Here is a 16531-nt window from a genome sequence, read left to right as displayed (position 1 = left end):
GGGACCCGGGCCGGCCGTCAGATCGGCTCGCCCACGTCGATGCGGTTGCCATCCGGATCGGCGAAGACGAAGGCGCGCTGGCCGTAGTCCTTGTCCTGCAGAGACTTGATGATTCGCACCCCGGCCGCCTGGCAGATGGCGTAGAGGGCGGCCACGTCGTCCACGTACATGTGGAAGACATTGACCGTCGTCGGACGGTGCTCGCGCGCCTGGCTGAGATGGATCTCGGCCGCGTCCTTCTCCAGCACCATGAAGCCGACGGGGTCGCCGTTCTCGAACACCTTCGTGAACCCCAGGACGCCGGCATAGAAGGCGTGGGCCGCCTGGATGTCGCGCACCACGACGCCGGGCGCGGCGCGGCCGTAGGTGATGGTCTTGGGGGTGGGCTGGGTCATCGCTTGAACCGTGAAGGGCTGGCAGGGGCGGCGGTGCGCGTGCCGGGCTGAGGAGCGGTGTCCCTGACGTGAAGATTACAGGCTTGGGCGTGGGAGGAAAGGGTCTTCGACGTGCGTCGAGACCCCCACGCCGTCACGTCGCCTCCCCTCAGTAAAAGCTCTCCCCCGCCACCAGTCGGTCCTGCCGCGCCCCGTCGCACAGGGCGTAGGTGAAGCCCTTCTGGATCGCCCAAGCCCCGACCTGGCCCTGCTTGTTGACCGCCAGGAAGCCCACCTGGATGTCCTTGGCCTGCGGCTTCTTCTTCAGGATCCGCGCCACCGCCTCCTTGCAGGCGTCCTGCGGCGAGCGGCCCTGGCGCATCAGTTCGACCACCAGGAACGAGCCGACGTTGCGGATCACCTCCTCGCCGACGCCGGTCGAGGTGGCCCCGCCCACGTCGTTGTCGACATAGAGCCCCGCCCCGACGATGGGCGAATCACCGACCCGTCCGCGCAGCTTCCAGGCCATGCCGCTGGTGGTGCAGGCGCCCGACAGGTTTCCCTTCGCGTCCAGGGCCAGCATGCCGATGGTGTCGTGGTTGCCCGCCCCGCCCGGCGTGCCCAGCCGGCCTGAGGTCTTGCCGTAGTCGCCGACCTCGCTGTTGGCCTTGGGCGCGTACTTGGCGTCCTTCTTCCAGGCCTCCCAAGCGGCGCGGGACTCGGGGGTCAGCAGTTCCTCGCGCGGGAAGCCCTGCTCCTGGGCGAACTGCAGGGCCCCGGCCCCGACCAGCAGGACGTGCGGGGTCTTCTCCATCACCGCCCGGGCCACCGAGATCGGGTGGGCGATGTGCTCCAGGGCGGCGACGGCGCCGCAATTGCCTTGCTCGTCCATGATGCTGGCGTCCAGCGACACGTGGCCGTCGCGGTCGGGATAGCCGGCCCGGCCGACGCTGTGGTTCTTCAGATCCTGCTCGGGGACGCGGGCCCCGGCCTCGACCGCGTCCAGAGCCCGGCCGCCCTTGCTGAGGATCGCCCAGGCCGCCTGGTTGGCCGGCACGCCGAAGTCCCAGGTGGAGATCACGCAGGGCCGGGTCAGCTGGATGCCTGTCCCACCGCCGGCCGCCGCGGCCGCGCCGGCCCCCATCAGGCTCGATCCAACGAGGGAGGCGCCGATTAGGCCTCTGCGATTCAGCATGGGTGTGCTCCAAGACGTCGTTTCGCGAATCCTAGAGCGTGACGGCCGAAGGTGGATACCGGTTTCGGCGCCCGTCACGCGTCTAGCTGAAGCCTGAGCATCGAAGAGGCGAAGATGTCCGACCGCGTGATCCTGGAAGTCTGTGTCGACACGCCCGCCGGACTGGCGGCGGCGATCGCCGGCGGCGCGGACCGCATCGAGCTGTGCTCGGCCCTGGCCCTGCAGGGCCTGACCCCGACGCCCGGGCTGATGGCGCTCGCGGCGGAGGCGCCGATTCCAATCTATCCGATGATCCGGCCGCGCAACGGCGACTTCGTCTATGACGCCGGCGACCTGGACGCCATGTTCCGCGACATCGACGCCGTGCGGGCGGCGGGCCTGGCCGGGGTGGTGATCGGCGCCAACCGGCCCGCCGGAGACCTGGACGTCGAGGCCTTGGCGATGCTGGTCGCCCACGCCGAGGACCTGGGCGTGACCCTGCACCGGGCCTTCGACCTGACCCCCGATCCGTTCGCGGCGCTGGAGACCGCCATCGACCTGGGCTTCGAGCGGATCCTGACCTCCGGCCAAGCCCTGAACGCCATGGCCGGGGCCGAGACGATCGCGGTGCTGGTCGAGCGGGCGGCCGGCCGCATCGCCATCCTGGCCGGCGGCGGGGTCAATCCGTCGAACGTCGCCGAACTGGTGGCGCGGACCGGCGTGCGCGAGGTGCACGGCTCGTGCAGCGGCCCGATGGCCTATGGCCTTGGCCAGGGCCACGAGGATCGGGCCTACAAACTGGGCTTCGTGCAGGACGGCCTGCGGGATACCGACCAGGCGGTGGTGGCTCAGGTGGCGAAGGTGCTGCGGGGGCTCGAGTAGCGACCATTTGCCCCCTACGGACCGCTGCGCCGTCGTCTTCCCCCAAAAAGGGGGAAGAGCGCTAGAGGCTCCGCCCCTACGGGGGCGGACAGACGGCGAAGCCGTCAGGTGGGGGCAAGTATTGAGCCTAGAACTGCGTGTCCATCGCCGGGATCGCGATCACCCCCGCCTCGCCGTCCTCGTCGCCCCAGGCCAGGCGCGCGCCGTCCGCCGAGACCGACAGGGCGCTGATCGCCGCGCCCTTCTCGGCCTTGAGGGTCTCGATGCGGCCCGAGCGCATGTGGGCGGCCCAGATCTTGCCGTTGTCCTGGCCGGCGACAGCCACCGGCAGGGCCTCGACGCCGGCGACCTGGACGACCATCGAGTCGCGCGAGAAGCCGATCTCGGCGGCTTCCTTGCCCATCGGGCCGTTGGCGCCGGCGAACGGCCAGACCACCGCGCCGTTGGCGCCGGCCGTGACCATCAGATTGCCCTTGTCGAAGAAGGCCAGGCTCTTGATCTTGGCCGGATAGCCGCCCATCCGCATGTCCTTGGCGTCCGACAGCCGCCAGCCGTGCAGCTGGTTCTCCTGCATCGACGAGACCAGGAACTTGCCGTCGGGGCTGAACACGGCGGCGATGTGGCTGCCGGCCCACTTCATCGCCTGCGGCTTCTGGCCGTCGATCCTGGCCCACCATAGCCAGACCCCGCCATAGCCCGCCGTCGCCAGGCGGCGGCCTTTCGGATCGAAGGCCAGGCCCGAGACGGTCTTGTCGTGAGCGAACACGCGCAGGAACGTCGGGTCGGCGCTGTCGCGGACGTGGGCTTCCTTGCCGGCGGAAAAGGCGATCAGGCCCGAGGCGGCGCTGGCGGCGACATGCTCGATCCAGCGGCCCTTGACCTCGGCGATCAGGGTGGCGGCCACCTCGTCGCCCTCGACCCGGCTCCACACCACGCGGCCGTCGTCGCCGCCGGTGACGATCCCGCGGCCCGACGGGTGGACGGCGGCGGCCAGGACCGCGCCCTGGTGGGCCTCGACGGTGACGAATCCGCCCTCGTTCTCGAATCGGACCGTGCCGTCGCCCAGGGCGAAGGCGGCCCGGCCAGCGCGGTCGAACAGGGCGGCGGTGACGTAGGCGTCGAAGGAATAGATCATCCGCGCGCCATACCGCGCCTCGATCCGGGCGCCTAGTCGCGCGTCACGCGAGCCGCCCCCGGAGAACCCGCCGTTTGAACGCCGTTCCGTCAAAAAGAGTCACAAAAGGGGTTGCCATCGCGCCGCGTCGTCGGGCTTTACTTCCGCGCCCGTCTGCGCCAGACGTGGCGATCTAACATTTTCGGGACCGCGACAGACGCGGCCCTTGGGAGACAGTCAGGCTATGGCGGCTAAACTTGCTGGCGGTGGGGGCGGTCGTTATTCGCTCGGCCAGAACTCCGAAATCAACGTCACGCCCTTCGTCGACATCCTGCTCGTGCTGCTGATCATCTTCATGGTCGCCGTGCCGATGGCGACCGTGGCGATCAAGGTCGACCTGCCGCCGGCCACCCCGCCGCCGCCGAACGCCCCCAAGCCGAAGGAGCCGGTGTTCATCTCGATCCAGAAGTCGGGCGCGCTGTACGTCGCTGAAAAGCAGACCAGCCTGGACAACCTGCAATTCGACCTGGACGCCAAGTTCGCCGCGACCGGCCAGGCCGGCCCGAAAGACGACCAGCGCGTCATGGTCCGCGCCGACGCCGACGTGACCTATGCCGACTTCATGGGCGTGCTGAACGCTCTGCAGACCGCCGGCTGGTACAAGGTCGGCCTGATCAACGAAGACATCCACTAAGGATTTCTTCCGCGATCGACGGAAATCAGGGGCCGGGCGCCACGTCCGGCCCCTTTTTCGTGCCTGGAATCTAGCGCTTTACAAATGTAAGAAGTTGATCAAACTACACCTGTAACTTCAATGAACCCCAAGCGGGGCATGGGGAGGAGACAGGTTATGGCGGCGAAACTCGCAGGCGGCGGCGGGGCCTATGCGATCCGGCAGAACGCGGACATCAACGTCACGCCGTTCGTCGACATCCTGCTGGTGCTGCTGATCATCTTCATGGTCGCCGTGCCGATGGCGACGACCTCGATCAAGCTGGACATGCCGCCGGCCCGGAAGACCGCAACGCCACCCAAGCCGCCGGCGGTGATCACCATCCAGAATTCAGGCGCGCTCTATCTGGCGGGCCAGCCCACCAGCCTGCAGACCCTGGCCCAGGACCTGAGCGCCAGGTTCGCCGCCGACGGCCAGCAGGGCCCGCGCAAGGACCAGCGCCTGATGGTCAGCGCCCAGGCAGACGTGCCCTACGAGGCGCTGATGGGCGTGATCGACCGGATCCATACCGAGGGCTGGACCCAGATCGGGATCGTCAACGAGGATCTGCATTGAGGTTTGGGCGGAGGGGCGAACCCTTGCCCCCTCCGCGCCTGCGGCGCTCCTCCCCCAAAGGGGAAAGAGCCTAAGCGTGAAAGCTCCGCCCCCTCGCCGCGACAGACCGCGTAGCGGTCAGGTGGGGGCAAGTGCGTCCGCACCGCCCCTATTCTAAGCCGTCGTCGCCTCGAAACCGGCCTTCAGTTCGGCCTCGTCCAGGTCCCGGCCGATGAACACCATGCGGCTGTAGCGGTTGTCCTTGTCGGTCCACGGGCGCTGGAAGTCGCCCTCCAGGATCATGTGCACGGCCTGGAAGACCAGGCGGCGCTCCTCGCCCTTGACGTCGATGATGCCCTTGGCGCGCAGGATGTCCGGGCCGCGGCGCGCCAGCAGGTCGTTGAGCCAGGTGGTGATCTTCTGGCCGTCGACGGGCTTGTCCAGCGTCAGGGAGATCCCCTTCACGCCGTCGTCGTGGATGTCGCTCTTGGAGTCGTGGTGGTGATGGTGGTCGTGACCATGGTGGTGGTCATGGTCATGATGATGATGATCGTGGCCGCAGTGCTCGTCGTGCACATGGCCGTCCTCGCCGTGGGCCGGGTTCAGGAACTCCGGCTCCAGCTCGGTGATCCGCTCCAGATCGAAGCTGTGCTTGCCGATGATCGCCTCGAGCGGGACGTTCGAGCGCTGGGCGCGGTGGATCGGGGCCAGCGGGTTGATCCGCTTGATGCGGGCCTCGACGTGGCGCAGGTCGTCCTCCGAAACCAGGTCGGTCTTGTTGAGCACGATCTGGTCGGCGAAGGCGATCTGCTCGACCGCTTCCTTGGAATCGCCGAGGCGCAGCAGGATGTGCTTGGCGTCGACCACCGCGGTGACCGAGTCGAGATAGGTGCGGGCCTTGACGTCGTCGTCGACGAAGAAGGTCTGGGCCACCGGGCCCGGATCGGCCAGGCCGGTGGTCTCCACCACGATGGCGTCAAAGCCGCCCTTGCGCTTCATCAGGCCTTGCAGCACCCGGATCAGGTCGCCACGCACCGTGCAGCAGACGCAGCCGTTGTTCATCTCGAACACTTCTTCATCCGCCCCGACCACCAGGTCGTTGTCGATGCCGACCTCGCCGAACTCGTTGACGATCACGGCGTAGCGCTTGCCGTGCTCCTCGGTGAGGATGCGGTTGAGCAGGGTGGTCTTGCCGGCGCCGAGATAGCCGGTCAGCACGGTGACGGGGATCTTGCCGGTTTGGGCGGGAGTCTGGGTCATGCGCGCTATTTAGGAGTGAAGGACGCGCGGGGGAAGCGGGGCCTCCACTGCATTCCTCCAAACCGCCGGCATGAGCGGATCAAAAAATCAGGTCTTCAGGAACGCCACCGCCGCGCCGATCACGATCAGGGCGGCGCCGAGGATCAGCTCTTCATACTGCTCCAGCCGCTCCAGGCCCAGGCGGTTGAAGCCGGCCAGGCTGAGGCCCGTGAAAACCAGCATGCCCGCCGCGGTGGCGGCCATCAGCACCGCGCTCAGGATCACGAAGCCGACCACGCCGTGCTCCATCCCCGCCAGATAATAGGGCAGGAACGCCTCGCACGGCGACAGGGTCAGCAGCACCACCAGGGCGGTGATCGCCGCGCGGTCCGAGGTGAACTTGCGGCTCGTGTCCATCGTGGCGTGCCGGTGACGGCCCCGGACCAGATAGAAGACGCCGATCGCCGCCATCAGCCCTCCGACGATCCAGTGAAAGGAGTCCCCCAGGTGCGGCTGGGCCACCAGGCCCGCGGCCACCACCGCCAGGCCCAGCAGGATCGTCAGGCCCACATGGCCGAGGCCCGCCAGCAGGGTGACGCCCAAGGTGCGCCCCGTCGTCCACCTCTGGGCGCGGCCGACCAGCACGAACGGCAGCCAGTGCGTGGGCAGGGCGGCGTGCAGGAAGGCCACGGCGAAACCGGTAGCGGCGACGGAGGCGAAGAAGGTCGTGTTCACGCCCCGACCTTTAGATTGTTATATTGTAACACGCCAGCCCGATCTGACTCGTGATGGTTGCCGGAAAGCCGCATCCGGCCGTTGACTCACCGGGCTTGGCCTGTATAAGTCCGCCCCCTCGCCCGCTGGGTTTCCTCGCGGGCGTTCCCTATTTTGCGAACGCACGTTTCTTAAGGCGCTAACCTATGTACGCGGTGATCAAAACCGGCGGCAAGCAGTACCGGGTCCAAGCCGGCGACCTGCTGGTTGTCGAAAAGCTCGACGGTGAACCGGGCGCGGAAGTCGCTTTCGGCGAAGTCCTGATGCTTGGCGAAGGCGAGGCCGTGACGGTCGGCGCCCCCACGGTGGACGGCGCTGTCGTCTCCGGAACCCTGCTCGAAACCCGCAAGGGCGAGAAGGTGAAGATCTTCAAGAAGATCCGCCGCCAGGGCTATCGCCGCACTCGCGGCCACCGCCAGACCGAGTCGGTCATCCGCGTGACCTCGGTCGCCGGCGCCGGCAAGGAAAGCAAGTGGGACGGCGCGATCGACCTGACCCCGAAGGTGATCCTGAACGCCCGCGCCCGCGGCCTGGGTGACGCCGCCGTCCCGGCGACCATCCCGACCGCTCCGGTGAAGGCCGAAGCCGCCCCCGCTCCGAAGAAGAAGGCCGCGCCGAAGAAGGCCGCCGCCGAGACCGCTCCGGAAGCCGAAGCCTGAGACCCTCGCGGGGCTCAATGAACGATTAGCTTGGTCCAGGTCTCTTCTGAGGGAAACCGGACCAAAGGAACTAGGAGGCCGCTATGGCTCACAAGAAATCTGGTGGTTCGTCCAGCAACGGCCGCGACTCGGCTGGCCGTCGTCTTGGCGTGAAGAAGTTCGGCGGCCAGAAGGTCGCCGCCGGCAACATCATCATCCGTCAACGCGGCACCAAGTTCTACCCGGGCGTCAATGTCGGCATGGGCAAGGACCATACCCTGTTCGCCCTTATCGAGGGCGCGGTGGCGTTCGTCACCAAGCGCAACAATCGGACCTACGTGAACGTGGCTCCGGCGGCTCAAGCCGCCGAATAGCGCGAACCGCGTAGAGACCGGGTCGCGCTTTCCTCCAGAAAGACGATCCGGACAGACAAGACCCAAGCGGGGAGTCCGGACGCCGGGCTCCCCGCTTTTGTTTTGTCCGCGCTCGAAATTTCTTGGCCGCAAAAGCACCCCAGGCCTGAAATCCGAGCGTCACGGTCCCCACCTAGAAGGACCGAGAACGGGAGACGCGCCATGTGCGTGATCGAGAAAGCTCCGACCATCGAGACGCGGCGGCTGACGCTGCGGACTCCCCGGATCGACGACGCGAGCCGGATCGCGGCGCTGTGCGGCGACTATGCGATCGCCAAGATGACCACCCGCATGCCCTGGCCCTACAGCCAGGGCGACGCCGACGGCTTCGTGGCCCGCTGCCAGATCCAGGACCGGCGCAAGGACGCCACCTTCGTGATCGACCTCGAGGACGAGGGCGTGGTCGGGGTGCTGGGCTTCTTCACCCCGCCGGTCGGCCACCTGGAAATCGGCTACTGGATCGGCCGGCCCTATTGGGGCCGCGGCCTGGCGACGGAGGCGACCCAGGGCGCCCTGGCCTGGGCCAAGCGCGACTGGCGCAGGAAGCTGGTCGTCGCCGGCCACTTCGCCGACAACCCGGCGTCCGGCCAGGTGCTGGTCAAGGCGGGGTTCCTCTATACGGGCGTCGTCGAGGCCAAGCCGTCGACGGCGCGGGGCGAGCCCGTGCCGACGCGGATGATGGTGTGGCTGGCCTGAACCGAGCCGGGGCCGCCGAGCTGCGGCCCAGAGCCGCGTCTAGTCGATGAAGAAGCTGGTGATGACGCAGGCGTTGCCGGTCCCCGAATAACTGAGGCCGACCTTGCGGTTGCTCAGCTTGGCCGACAGCACCAGCGACCACAGACGGCTGCGGTCTTGCGCGCTCATGGCGCTGTCCGGCGCCAGGCGCCCGTTCGTGCATCCGACGGCCGACGCCCCGGTGAACCAGATCACGATGTTCTCGTTGGCGTAGTTCTCCAACCGCCAGGCGGTGGGGAGCTCAATCAGCATATCGGCCGACGCCGGCGAGGACACGGCGGCGGTCGCGAGGACCGCGAGGATGGCGCGAGACAGAAAACCCAAACGCATGGAGAATGCCCCCCGAAAAAGTGGTGAAGCTTCCTTGCAGCATGAAAGGTCGCAGACCGCGAGCGCTATCTAGGATTAAGCGTCCTAAGCCGCCCGGTGCGTCGCCACGACCTTTTGCGGGCCTTCGCGGAAGCGTTTCTCGGCGACGACGATCCGCTCGCACAGGGCGTCCAGGTCGCTGAGCAGGGAATAGGTGGCGTAGATGGGGATTTCCATCATCGCCACCTGGGCGCGGGGCATGAACTCGCAGTACTTCTTCCAGGCCACGTGGCTGTCGCGGGCGTTCATGGCCCGCTGGCCCAGCGGGTTCCACAGGTTCAGGGCCATCAGCTCGTCCCGGCACTCCTTCATCACCGGCAGGGCGATGTAGAGGAACAGGAAGGTCGGGGTGGCGGCGCGGGCGAACTGCGGCTGCACCTGCATGTGCCAGATGCGGAAGGCCTCGAAGAAATTGGCCTTGCGGGTCGGGTCCGGCGGCAGCCATTGCAGCTCCGGATTGATCAGTTCCTGGGCCGAGCCCGAGCGCTTGACCAGCTCGTCCGCCGTGCGGCCGTCGGCCATGGTCTTGTTCAGGGCGTTGATCGGAATCGCCAGGCGCTTGGCGACCTCGGTATAGGCCACCTGGCGGCCGGCCATCGGGGTCCACTGGCCGAAGTTGGCCGCGTTGGGCGCGCTGGCCCGCTTCATCGCCGCGGCCTGGTGCATCAGCTGGTGGGCTTCGCGGCTCTTGGCCGCCTGCTGGCGGTCGAACTCTTCCTCGTGGGCGGCCTGTTCCTCGGCCGTCATCCACCGCGCCCGTCCGGGGCCATAGGTGCGTTCGTTGCGATTGAGCAGGATGAAGTTGTGCGCCTCGCTCGGCCGACGGCCGACGGCGATCAGGAAGGCGCGGAAGTCGCGCCATTCGGGCGCCAGGCCCGTGCCCCGGCTCATCAGCATGTTCCGGTGGAGCGACGCCTCGTGGGTGTACTTGCGACACAGGGTCGGCAGCGTCAGATCCTGCAGGTCGTGCGCAAATTCGGCGTCGGAAATCGTCGTCAACGCCAGCCCTCCCCGCGCCATGGTCCCGTCGGCTTGCTCATAGGACCGTATGTCGCATGATCTGTTTTAACATTTCGTCACGATGCCGAACGCGGTTCGACCTGGAAAGCAGGGCCAAAACGACCAGATTTCGGCCTCCAAACGCTTTCCAGGCTTGGCTGTGGGCGGGTTTCGGCTCGACGGACAAGCCGCCTTGCGACAAAAGACGCTCATGAAATTCTTGGACCAGTGCAAAATCTATGTCCGCTCCGGCAACGGCGGCGGCGGCGCGGTCTCGTTCCGACGCGAGAAGTACATCGAATACGGCGGCCCCGACGGCGGGGACGGCGGCCGAGGCGGCGACGTGTGGATCGAGGCGGTCGAGGGCCTCAACACCCTGATCGACTACCGCTACCAGCAACACTTCAAGGCCGGGACCGGCGTCCATGGCATGGGTCGGGCGCGTCACGGCGCGGCCGGCGAGGACGTGATCCTGAAAGTTCCCGTCGGCACCCAGGTGCTGGAGGAGGACAAGGAGACCCTGATCGCCGACCTCGACACCGCCGGCATGACCCTGCGCCTGGCCAAGGGCGGCAATGGCGGCTGGGGCAACCTGCACTTCAAGGGCCCGGTCAACCAGGCGCCGAAGTACGCCAATCCCGGCCAGGAGGGCGAGGAGCTGTGGGTCTGGCTGCGGCTGAAGCTGATCGCCGACGTCGGCCTGGTCGGCCTGCCCAACGCCGGCAAGTCGACCTTCCTGGCCGCCGCCAGCGCCGCCAAGCCGAAGATCGCCGACTATCCGTTCACCACCCTGACTCCGAACCTGGGCATGGTCGACCTGTCGACCAGCGAGCGCTTCGTGATGGCCGACATTCCCGGCCTGATCGAGGGCGCCAGCGAGGGCGCGGGCCTGGGCACGCGGTTCCTGGGCCACGTCGAGCGCTCGGCCGTGTTGATCCACCTGGTCGACGCCACCCAGGAGGACATCGCCGGCGCCTGGACCACGATCCGCGGCGAGCTGGAAGCCTATGGCGACGAGCTGGCCGACAAGTCCGAGATCCTTGCCCTGAACAAGATCGACGCCCTGGACGAGGAGACTCGCGCCGCCAAGGCCGCCGAGCTGGAAGCCGTGTCCGGTACGAAGCCGATGCTGGTCTCCGGCGTTTCCGGCGAGGGCGTCACCGAGCTGCTGCGCGCCGCCTACACCCAGGTGCGCATCCGCCGGGGCGACGCGATCGAGGAGATCGAGGACGACGAGGATCACGTCGAGGAGACCCCCGGGGGCTGGACGCCGTAATGAGCTCGTCGGGGGGAGCGCTCAGTCGCGCCAAGCGCATCGTCTTCAAGGTCGGCTCGGCCCTGCTGGTCGACGCCGCCACCGGCGCGGCCGACCGCGCCTGGCTTGACGCCTTCTGCGCCGACCTGGCCCGGCTGCGGGCCCGCGGCCAGCAGGTGGTGGTGGTGTCGTCCGGGGCCGTGGCCCTGGGCCGCCGGCGCCTGGGACTGACGGGCCGCAAGTCCCTGACCCTGCCCGAGAAACAGGCCGCGGCCGCCGCCGGCCAGTCGGTGCTGATGCGGGCCTGGGAGGAGGCGCTGGAGCCGCACGGGGTCGGGGCCGCCCAGATCCTGCTGACCCGCGACGACACCGAGGTCCGCCGCCGCTGGCTGAACGCCCGCGCCACGGCCGAGACCCTGATCGCCCTGAACGTCGTGCCCGTGGTCAACGAGAACGACACGGTGGTGACCGAGGAGATCCGCTACGGCGACAATGACCGGCTGGCGGCCCGCGTGGCCCAGATGGTCGGCGCCGACCTGCTGGTGCTGCTGTCCGACATCGACGGTCTCTACACCGCCGACCCGCGCCGCGACCCGTCGGCCGCCCACATCGCTCGGGTCAGCGAGATCACGCCCGAGATCGCCGGCATGGCCGAGGGGGCCAACGCCTCGGCCGGGGTCGGCACCGGCGGCATGGCCACCAAGATCGCCGCCGCCCGCATCGCCCGCGCCGCCGGCTGCGCCACCCTGATCACCCTGGGCTCGCGCCCCGCGCCGCTGCAGGCCATCGAGGACGGGGCCCCGGCCACGGTGATCGAGGCCGGGGCCTCGCCCGCCGCCGCCTACAAGGCCTGGATCGCCGGCTCGCTGGCCCCCCAGGGCTGGCTGACCGTCGACGCCGGGGCCGCCGCCGCCCTGGCCGGCGGCAAGAGCCTGCTCTGCGCCGGGGTGCGCGCGGTCGAGGGCCCGTTCGACAAGGGCGACGCCGTCCGGGTGCGCGACGAGACCGGCCGCGAGGTGGCCCGCGGCCTGGTCCGCTACGACAGCGCCGACGCCCACCGCATCGCCGGCCTGCGCTCCGACGCCATCGAGGCCGAGCTGGGCTTCACCGAAGGCCCGATGATCCACGCCGACGACCTGGCGGTGGGAGGCTAGATGCGGATCGCGCTGGCGCTCCTGCTGGCCGGCGCGACGCTGCTCTGCGGCTGCGCCAGCCTGGCGCCGGCGACCTGCCCGGCTGGCCTGAGCCCCGGCCGCACCGCCCAGCTGTTCTTCGGCCGCGACATCGGCGACCAGGTCGGCGTCTCGGACGCCGACTTCGCCCGCTTCGTCGACGAGGAACTGACCCCGCGTTTCCCCGACGGCCTGACTATCCTGGACGCCGCCGGCCAGTGGCGCGGCGCCGACGGCGTCGTCGGTCGCGAGCCGTCGAAGGTGGTGGTCCTGGCCCTGCCCGGTCGTACGGGCGGCGAGGACAAGCTCGACGCCGTGCGGCGCGCCTACGAGACGCGGTTTTCCCAGGAAGCCGTCCTGGTGACGGTGCAGCCGGTTTGCATGGGCTTCTAGGGCCCGACTGCTGGCGAAAGGGGGTTGCAATCTGGACCATGTGACCACTTATAATATCCCCTAAGGTTGAGCGCGCCGATCAAGCTGTTCCATTCGACCGCTGAACCGTGGTTCTGATTCATACCGGAGCTTAGCCATGGGACGGGGAACTCACGACGCCATCGGATTGGCGGAAATCGCACGCTCCGAAGCGGGCGGCAGGACGGATATGGCTGGCGGCATGGTCGTTCGCGCGGGCGGACAGACGATTTGGGCGCGCCGCAGATCGTTCAGCCTCAGCGCCGGCTACTGCATCGAGTCCCTGCTGTTTCAGCAATTCCTGGCTTCGAAACAAAGTGATCCGGCGCTGGGTGACGACCGGACGATCAAAATCGTCACCTTCTGCAAGTATAGTCCCTGCAAGAACTGTACAGGCAACATCGCCAATCTGTGGGGACAGATCATCCCGACGGGCGGCCGATCGACGCTGAAATTCGTATATGATCTCTACTATACGCGGGCCAATCATCCGCAGGGCGGGGCCGAAGACGCGCATTGGGAAAGCGACCAGGCCGCCAAGCTCCGCTATGAGCAAATCTCCCGTGCGAGCGGCGAAGTCCTCGTCGGCGCCTCTCGAGGCGGCGTCGACGTCGTGAAGTTCCGGCCGCGCGTGACCTTCAAGTCACGAGGCGCGCCAGGCCCGGCCTGGATCAACATGGCCGACCTGGACTACTAGACGGTTTCGAGCAAAAGCAACGCCCTGGCGGTCTGATCCGGAGCCTTTTCCCCTCCTGCAAGGGCCCTTCAAGGACCTCCACGCTCAGGGCGTTTCGACGCGCCATCACCGTCCGTACCCCGTCATCGACATCGGCCGGTCCTTCGCCCCCGTCGCCCAGGCCTTGTTCGGCTTGGCGCTCATGGTGAAGACCAGCTCGCCCCCGGCCCGGATCTCGGCGTCGCGCAGGAAGCTGCGCGTCAGCGGCCGGCCGTTCAGGGTCACCGCGCCGACATAGGGCGCGGCGTCCGACAGGCCCACGGCCCGCACCGTGAACCGCTTGCCGTTCGGCAGGTTCAGCGCCGCCCGCTCCACGAACGGCCGGCCGATCACATATTCGTTCGAGCCCGGCGCCACCGGATAGAAGCCCAGCGCGGTGAACACCAGCCAGGCCGACATCTGGCCCAGGTCGTCATTGCCCGACAGGCCGTCGGGCGTGGGCCTGTACTGCGATTTCACGATCTGGGTCAGCCGGGCCTGGGTGCGCCACGGCGCGCCGGCGTAGTCGTAGAGATAGGCCACGTGGTGGCTGGGCTCGTTGCCGTGGATGTACTGGCCGATCAGGCCGGCGATGTCCTCGGCGTGCGAGTAGTCGAGCTTGGAATTGTCGAAGTCGAACATGGCGTCCAGCTTCTTCACGGTCGCAGCGTCGCCGCCCATCAGCCCCACCAGCCCGCCCAGGTCCTGCGGCGCGAACCACGAATATTGCCAGGCGTTGCCCTCGGTGTAGTCCGAGCCGTAGTTGATCGCGGTCGGGTCGAACGGCGTGCGGAAGCTCCCGTCGCTCTTCCTGGCCCGCAGGAAGCCGGTCTTGGCGTCGAAGCTGTTCCTCCAGTTGCCCGCGCGTTTCTCGAAGGTCGCGGCCACGTCGTCGCGGCCCATGGCCTTGGCCATGCGGGCGATGGTCCAGTCGTCATAGGCGTATTCGACGGTCTTGGAGGCGGCCTCCGGCTCCTTGTCGATCGGCACGTAGCCGAGGGTCATGTAGTCGCCCAGGCCGCCATAGGGGGCGTAGGTGGCGCTCTTGACCATGGCGTCCAGGGCCGCCTTCTCGTCGAAGCCCCGGATCCCCTTCAGGTACGCGTCGGCGATCACCGGCACGGCGTGGTAGCCGATCATCGTCCAGGTCTCCTGGCCGTGGAATTGCCAGACCGGCAGGATCCCGTACGGGCTCTCCTGCTGGGACGCGATCAACGAATTGACCACGTCGCGGGTGCGCTGCTCCGGTTGGACCAGGGTCAGCAGCGGATGCTCGGCGCGGAAGGTGTCCCACAGCGAGAAGGTCGAGTGGAAGGTGAAGCCTTTCGCCTGATGCACTTCGTTGTCCGGCCCGCGATAGCGGCCGTCGACGTCGCTGAACACGCTGGGGGCCAGCAGCGTGTGATAGAGGGCGGTGTAGACATTGGTCCGCATCTCGGCCGGGGCGGCGATCTCGACCGCGCCCAGGGCCTTCTCCCAATCGGCCCGGGTGTGGGCCCGCAGGCCGTCGAAGTCGAAGCCTTTCTCGTCGCTGTCGAGGTTGAGGACGGCGTTGTCCTCGCTGACCGAGGAAAGGGCCGCCTTGACCACCAGCGGCCCGTCGATCGTCCCGAAGTCGAAGACCCCGACCAGGGCCCGGCCCTCCATCTGGGCGCGGTCGTTAGGCGTGCGGCCCGGCTGGGCGAAGCCCTTGTAGGGGACGTCGGCCTCGGTGTTGTACAGCGCCTTGCCGACCAGCGGCTTGCTGAAGCGCAGGGCGAAATAGAGCTGGCGGCCCGGCGCCCAGCCGCGCGTCTCGCGCATCCCGGTCACCGTGCCGTCCTCGGCGACGCGGATCCGCGACCAGCTGACCTTGCCCGGATAGTTGTAGATCGAGGTGCGCAGGTCCAGCAGCACCTGGGCCCGCGCGCCCTTGGCGTAGCTGTAGCGGTGCAGGCCGGTGCGCGGGCCGGCCGTCAGCTCGGCTCGCACCTGGCTGTCGGTCAGGGTGACGGCGTAGTAGCCGGGCTGGGCGACCTCGCCGTCGTGGGTGAAGCGCGAGCGGTAGCCCGAGCCCGGCTTGTCGGCCTGGCCTGGCTCCAGCCGGGCCTCGCCCGAGACCGGGGCCAGCAGGATGTCGCCCAGGTCCGAATGGCCCGAGCCCGAGAAGTGGGTGTGCGAGAAGCCCAGGATCGTCGGGTCGCTGTAGCGGTAGCCAGCGGCGCGGGCGTAGCTCTGCTTGAACGGCAGGATGTCGGTGTCGGGGCTGAGCTGGACCATGCCGAACGGGGCCACCGCGCCGGGGAAGGTATGGCCGTCGCCGCCCGTGCCGATGAACGGGTCGACGGCCTGGTAGGGCGTCTTGTCCTGGGCGAAGGCCGAAGGGGCGGCGAGCGCGGCGACCGCGGCCAGCAGCAGTCCAGGACGCATGGGATTCTCCTCCGAGGCTGGCGGGACCTTAGGGGGTGAAGGCGGCGGGCGTCATCCGGTTTACGCGGCCCACGCCGCGGTCCCCCTCCGGCCCTCCGGGCCACCTCCCCCAGAGGGGGAGGATCTAGCGCGGCATAGCTGCTCCCCCTCTGGGGGAGCTGTCGCGAAGCGACTGAGGGGGCTTCGTGGCACGGCTTCTCGTCCTCACGCGGAAACCCGCTGAGCTATCGGAAAGGGACGCGGAGCGCCGGACGACGTCCGGAGTTCTTTGATAAATACCGTTTCGACGAAGCCCGATCGCTCCGCGCGGTCGTTTTCCGCCAGCGTCCGGTGGGCAGCCCTGTTGAGGCTTAGCCGGACCCGGTCTCGATCCCTTTCGGGAGAAACCGGACGCCGGGGGCGCGGGCCTATGGGCAATTCACGCGCTTTGTCCCCGGTCGACGCCGACGGCGGGCGGGCTTCCCAACGATGGAAGGCCCCGGACACGCTGGAGTAACCCCCTCCAGCCCAGTCCCGCTCGATCGCCCCCCGCCGCCGCATCGGTCGCTGGCCATGCGCCCTTTCCCCGCGTCGAGGTGAGATCAGGATACG

The 16531-nt window shown here is 68.3% G+C and carries 18 protein-coding genes; 10 read left to right on the top strand and 8 right to left on the bottom strand.

The annotated features are described in order from the left end of the window. Positions 1–17: 17 nt before the first annotated feature. Together BM066_RS09595 and BM066_RS09590 are read right to left on the bottom strand one after the other, a co-directional pair. A complete protein-coding gene (locus BM066_RS09595) occupies positions 18–395 on the bottom strand; it encodes a VOC family protein (RefSeq protein WP_089926699.1) in 378 nt (125 codons plus the stop codon). A gap of 148 nt (positions 396–543) precedes the next feature. Continuing rightward, positions 544–1569 carry a N(4)-(beta-N-acetylglucosaminyl)-L-asparaginase gene (locus BM066_RS09590; protein ID WP_089926696.1) on the bottom strand — a complete coding sequence of 342 codons (1026 nt, stop codon included), beginning with the start codon at positions 1567–1569 and terminating at the stop codon, positions 544–546. 114 nt (positions 1570–1683) lie between these two features. Between BM066_RS09590 and BM066_RS09585 the strand changes: the two genes are divergently transcribed. Further along, complete coding sequence (locus BM066_RS09585; protein WP_089926693.1) at positions 1684–2430, top strand: copper homeostasis protein CutC; 747 nt, start codon at positions 1684–1686, stop codon at positions 2428–2430. A gap of 127 nt (positions 2431–2557) precedes the next feature. Here the strand turns inward: BM066_RS09585 and BM066_RS09580 are convergent, their stop codons facing one another. Next, positions 2558–3565 (bottom strand): WD40 repeat domain-containing protein, encoded by a 1008-nt coding sequence (locus tag BM066_RS09580; RefSeq protein ID WP_089926690.1) that lies wholly within the window; start codon positions 3563–3565, stop codon positions 2558–2560. A 223-nt stretch (positions 3566–3788) separates the two neighbouring features. On the opposite strand from BM066_RS09580, the gene BM066_RS09575 reads away from it, so the two are divergent. Both BM066_RS09575 and BM066_RS09570 read left to right on the top strand, forming a co-directional pair. Further along, positions 3789–4238, top strand: coding sequence for a biopolymer transporter ExbD (locus BM066_RS09575; RefSeq protein ID WP_035073825.1), 450 nt, complete (start codon positions 3789–3791; stop codon positions 4236–4238). 156 nt (positions 4239–4394) lie between these two features. Then, positions 4395–4832, top strand: a complete 438-nt coding sequence (locus BM066_RS09570; protein ID WP_089926687.1) for an ExbD/TolR family protein — start codon at positions 4395–4397, stop codon at positions 4830–4832. A gap of 153 nt (positions 4833–4985) precedes the next feature. On the opposite strand, the gene BM066_RS09565 is transcribed toward BM066_RS09570, so the two are convergent. Continuing rightward, positions 4986–6071 carry a CobW family GTP-binding protein gene (locus tag BM066_RS09565; protein WP_089926684.1) on the bottom strand — a complete coding sequence of 362 codons (1086 nt, stop codon included), beginning with the start codon at positions 6069–6071 and terminating at the stop codon, positions 4986–4988. An 87-nt stretch (positions 6072–6158) separates the two neighbouring features. Next, positions 6159–6785 carry a hypothetical protein gene (locus tag BM066_RS09560; RefSeq protein WP_089926682.1) on the bottom strand — a complete coding sequence of 209 codons (627 nt, stop codon included), beginning with the start codon at positions 6783–6785 and terminating at the stop codon, positions 6159–6161. A 185-nt stretch (positions 6786–6970) separates the two neighbouring features. Here BM066_RS09560 and rplU point away from each other — a divergent pair, with 185 nt between their 5' ends. From rplU to BM066_RS09545, 3 genes are all read left to right on the top strand, one after another. Then, entirely contained in the window at positions 6971–7483 is a 513-nt protein-coding gene (rplU, locus tag BM066_RS09555) for a 50S ribosomal protein L21 (RefSeq protein WP_089926679.1), read from the top strand. An 83-nt stretch (positions 7484–7566) separates the two neighbouring features. Further along, positions 7567–7836: a 50S ribosomal protein L27 gene (rpmA, locus tag BM066_RS09550; RefSeq protein WP_089926676.1), complete on the top strand. Its 270-nt coding sequence runs from the start codon at positions 7567–7569 to the stop codon at positions 7834–7836. Positions 7837–8037: 201 nt separating this feature from the next. After that, positions 8038–8571 (top strand): GNAT family N-acetyltransferase, encoded by a 534-nt coding sequence (locus BM066_RS09545; protein WP_089926673.1) that lies wholly within the window; start codon positions 8038–8040, stop codon positions 8569–8571. A gap of 39 nt (positions 8572–8610) precedes the next feature. On the opposite strand, the gene BM066_RS09540 is transcribed toward BM066_RS09545, so the two are convergent. Next, positions 8611–8862, bottom strand: coding sequence for a hypothetical protein (locus tag BM066_RS09540; protein WP_143093703.1), 252 nt, complete (start codon positions 8860–8862; stop codon positions 8611–8613). 162 nt (positions 8863–9024) lie between these two features. Next, on the bottom strand, positions 9025–9999 hold the full coding sequence (locus BM066_RS09535) for a hypothetical protein (RefSeq protein WP_089926667.1): 975 nt from the start codon (positions 9997–9999) through the stop codon (positions 9025–9027). Between the two features lie 190 nt (positions 10000–10189). On the opposite strand from BM066_RS09535, the gene obgE reads away from it, so the two are divergent. The 4 genes from obgE (at position 10190) to BM066_RS09515 (ending at position 13513) form a co-directional block, all read left to right on the top strand. Beyond that, complete coding sequence (gene obgE, locus BM066_RS09530) at positions 10190–11254, top strand: GTPase ObgE (protein WP_089926664.1); 1065 nt, start codon at positions 10190–10192, stop codon at positions 11252–11254. Beyond that, on the top strand, positions 11254–12387 hold the full coding sequence (gene proB, locus BM066_RS09525; protein ID WP_089926661.1) for a glutamate 5-kinase: 1134 nt from the start codon (positions 11254–11256) through the stop codon (positions 12385–12387). Before obgE ends, proB begins: the two co-directional genes overlap by 1 nt. Next, the gene (locus BM066_RS09520) at positions 12388–12798 is read left to right on the top strand and encodes a DUF3574 domain-containing protein (RefSeq protein WP_089926657.1); all 411 of its coding nucleotides are present in this window, start codon (positions 12388–12390) and stop codon (positions 12796–12798) included. 136 nt (positions 12799–12934) lie between these two features. Further along, positions 12935–13513, top strand: coding sequence for a hypothetical protein (locus tag BM066_RS09515; protein WP_143093702.1), 579 nt, complete (start codon positions 12935–12937; stop codon positions 13511–13513). 105 nt (positions 13514–13618) lie between these two features. Here the strand turns inward: BM066_RS09515 and BM066_RS09510 are convergent, their stop codons facing one another. Beyond that, positions 13619–15940: a GH92 family glycosyl hydrolase gene (locus BM066_RS09510; protein ID WP_089926651.1), complete on the bottom strand. Its 2322-nt coding sequence runs from the start codon at positions 15938–15940 to the stop codon at positions 13619–13621. Positions 15941–16531: the final 591 nt, after the last annotated feature.

The organism is Caulobacter sp. UNC279MFTsu5.1 (genome assembly GCF_900114015.1).
GTDB lineage: Bacteria > Pseudomonadota > Alphaproteobacteria > Caulobacterales > Caulobacteraceae > Caulobacter.
This window is presented reverse-complemented; position numbering and strand designations above follow the sequence as displayed.

Excerpts from the sequence above, each read along its gene's own strand:
- BM066_RS09510 (WP_089926651.1), bottom strand. The coding sequence starts at position 15,940 with ATGCGTCCTGGACTGCTGCTGGCCGCGGTCGCCGCGCTCGCCGCCCCT.
- BM066_RS09580 (WP_089926690.1), bottom strand. The coding sequence starts at position 3,565 with ATGATCTATTCCTTCGACGCCTACGTCACCGCCGCCCTGTTCGACCGC.
- rplU (WP_089926679.1), top strand. The coding sequence starts at position 6,971 with ATGTACGCGGTGATCAAAACCGGCGGCAAGCAGTACCGGGTCCAAGCC.
- BM066_RS09535 (WP_089926667.1), bottom strand. The coding sequence starts at position 9,999 with ATGGCGCGGGGAGGGCTGGCGTTGACGACGATTTCCGACGCCGAATTT.
- BM066_RS09570 (WP_089926687.1), top strand. The coding sequence starts at position 4,395 with ATGGCGGCGAAACTCGCAGGCGGCGGCGGGGCCTATGCGATCCGGCAG.
- proB (WP_089926661.1), top strand. The coding sequence starts at position 11,254 with ATGAGCTCGTCGGGGGGAGCGCTCAGTCGCGCCAAGCGCATCGTCTTC.
- BM066_RS09575 (WP_035073825.1), top strand. The coding sequence starts at position 3,789 with ATGGCGGCTAAACTTGCTGGCGGTGGGGGCGGTCGTTATTCGCTCGGC.
- BM066_RS09515 (WP_143093702.1), top strand. The coding sequence starts at position 12,935 with ATGGGACGGGGAACTCACGACGCCATCGGATTGGCGGAAATCGCACGC.
- BM066_RS09585 (WP_089926693.1), top strand. The coding sequence starts at position 1,684 with ATGTCCGACCGCGTGATCCTGGAAGTCTGTGTCGACACGCCCGCCGGA.
- BM066_RS09540 (WP_143093703.1), bottom strand. The coding sequence starts at position 8,862 with ATGCTGATTGAGCTCCCCACCGCCTGGCGGTTGGAGAACTACGCCAAC.
- BM066_RS09565 (WP_089926684.1), bottom strand. The coding sequence starts at position 6,071 with ATGACCCAGACTCCCGCCCAAACCGGCAAGATCCCCGTCACCGTGCTG.
- BM066_RS09590 (WP_089926696.1), bottom strand. The coding sequence starts at position 1,569 with ATGCTGAATCGCAGAGGCCTAATCGGCGCCTCCCTCGTTGGATCGAGC.
- BM066_RS09545 (WP_089926673.1), top strand. The coding sequence starts at position 8,038 with ATGTGCGTGATCGAGAAAGCTCCGACCATCGAGACGCGGCGGCTGACG.
- BM066_RS09595 (WP_089926699.1), bottom strand. The coding sequence starts at position 395 with ATGACCCAGCCCACCCCCAAGACCATCACCTACGGCCGCGCCGCGCCC.
- rpmA (WP_089926676.1), top strand. The coding sequence starts at position 7,567 with ATGGCTCACAAGAAATCTGGTGGTTCGTCCAGCAACGGCCGCGACTCG.
- obgE (WP_089926664.1), top strand. The coding sequence starts at position 10,190 with ATGAAATTCTTGGACCAGTGCAAAATCTATGTCCGCTCCGGCAACGGC.
- BM066_RS09520 (WP_089926657.1), top strand. The coding sequence starts at position 12,388 with ATGCGGATCGCGCTGGCGCTCCTGCTGGCCGGCGCGACGCTGCTCTGC.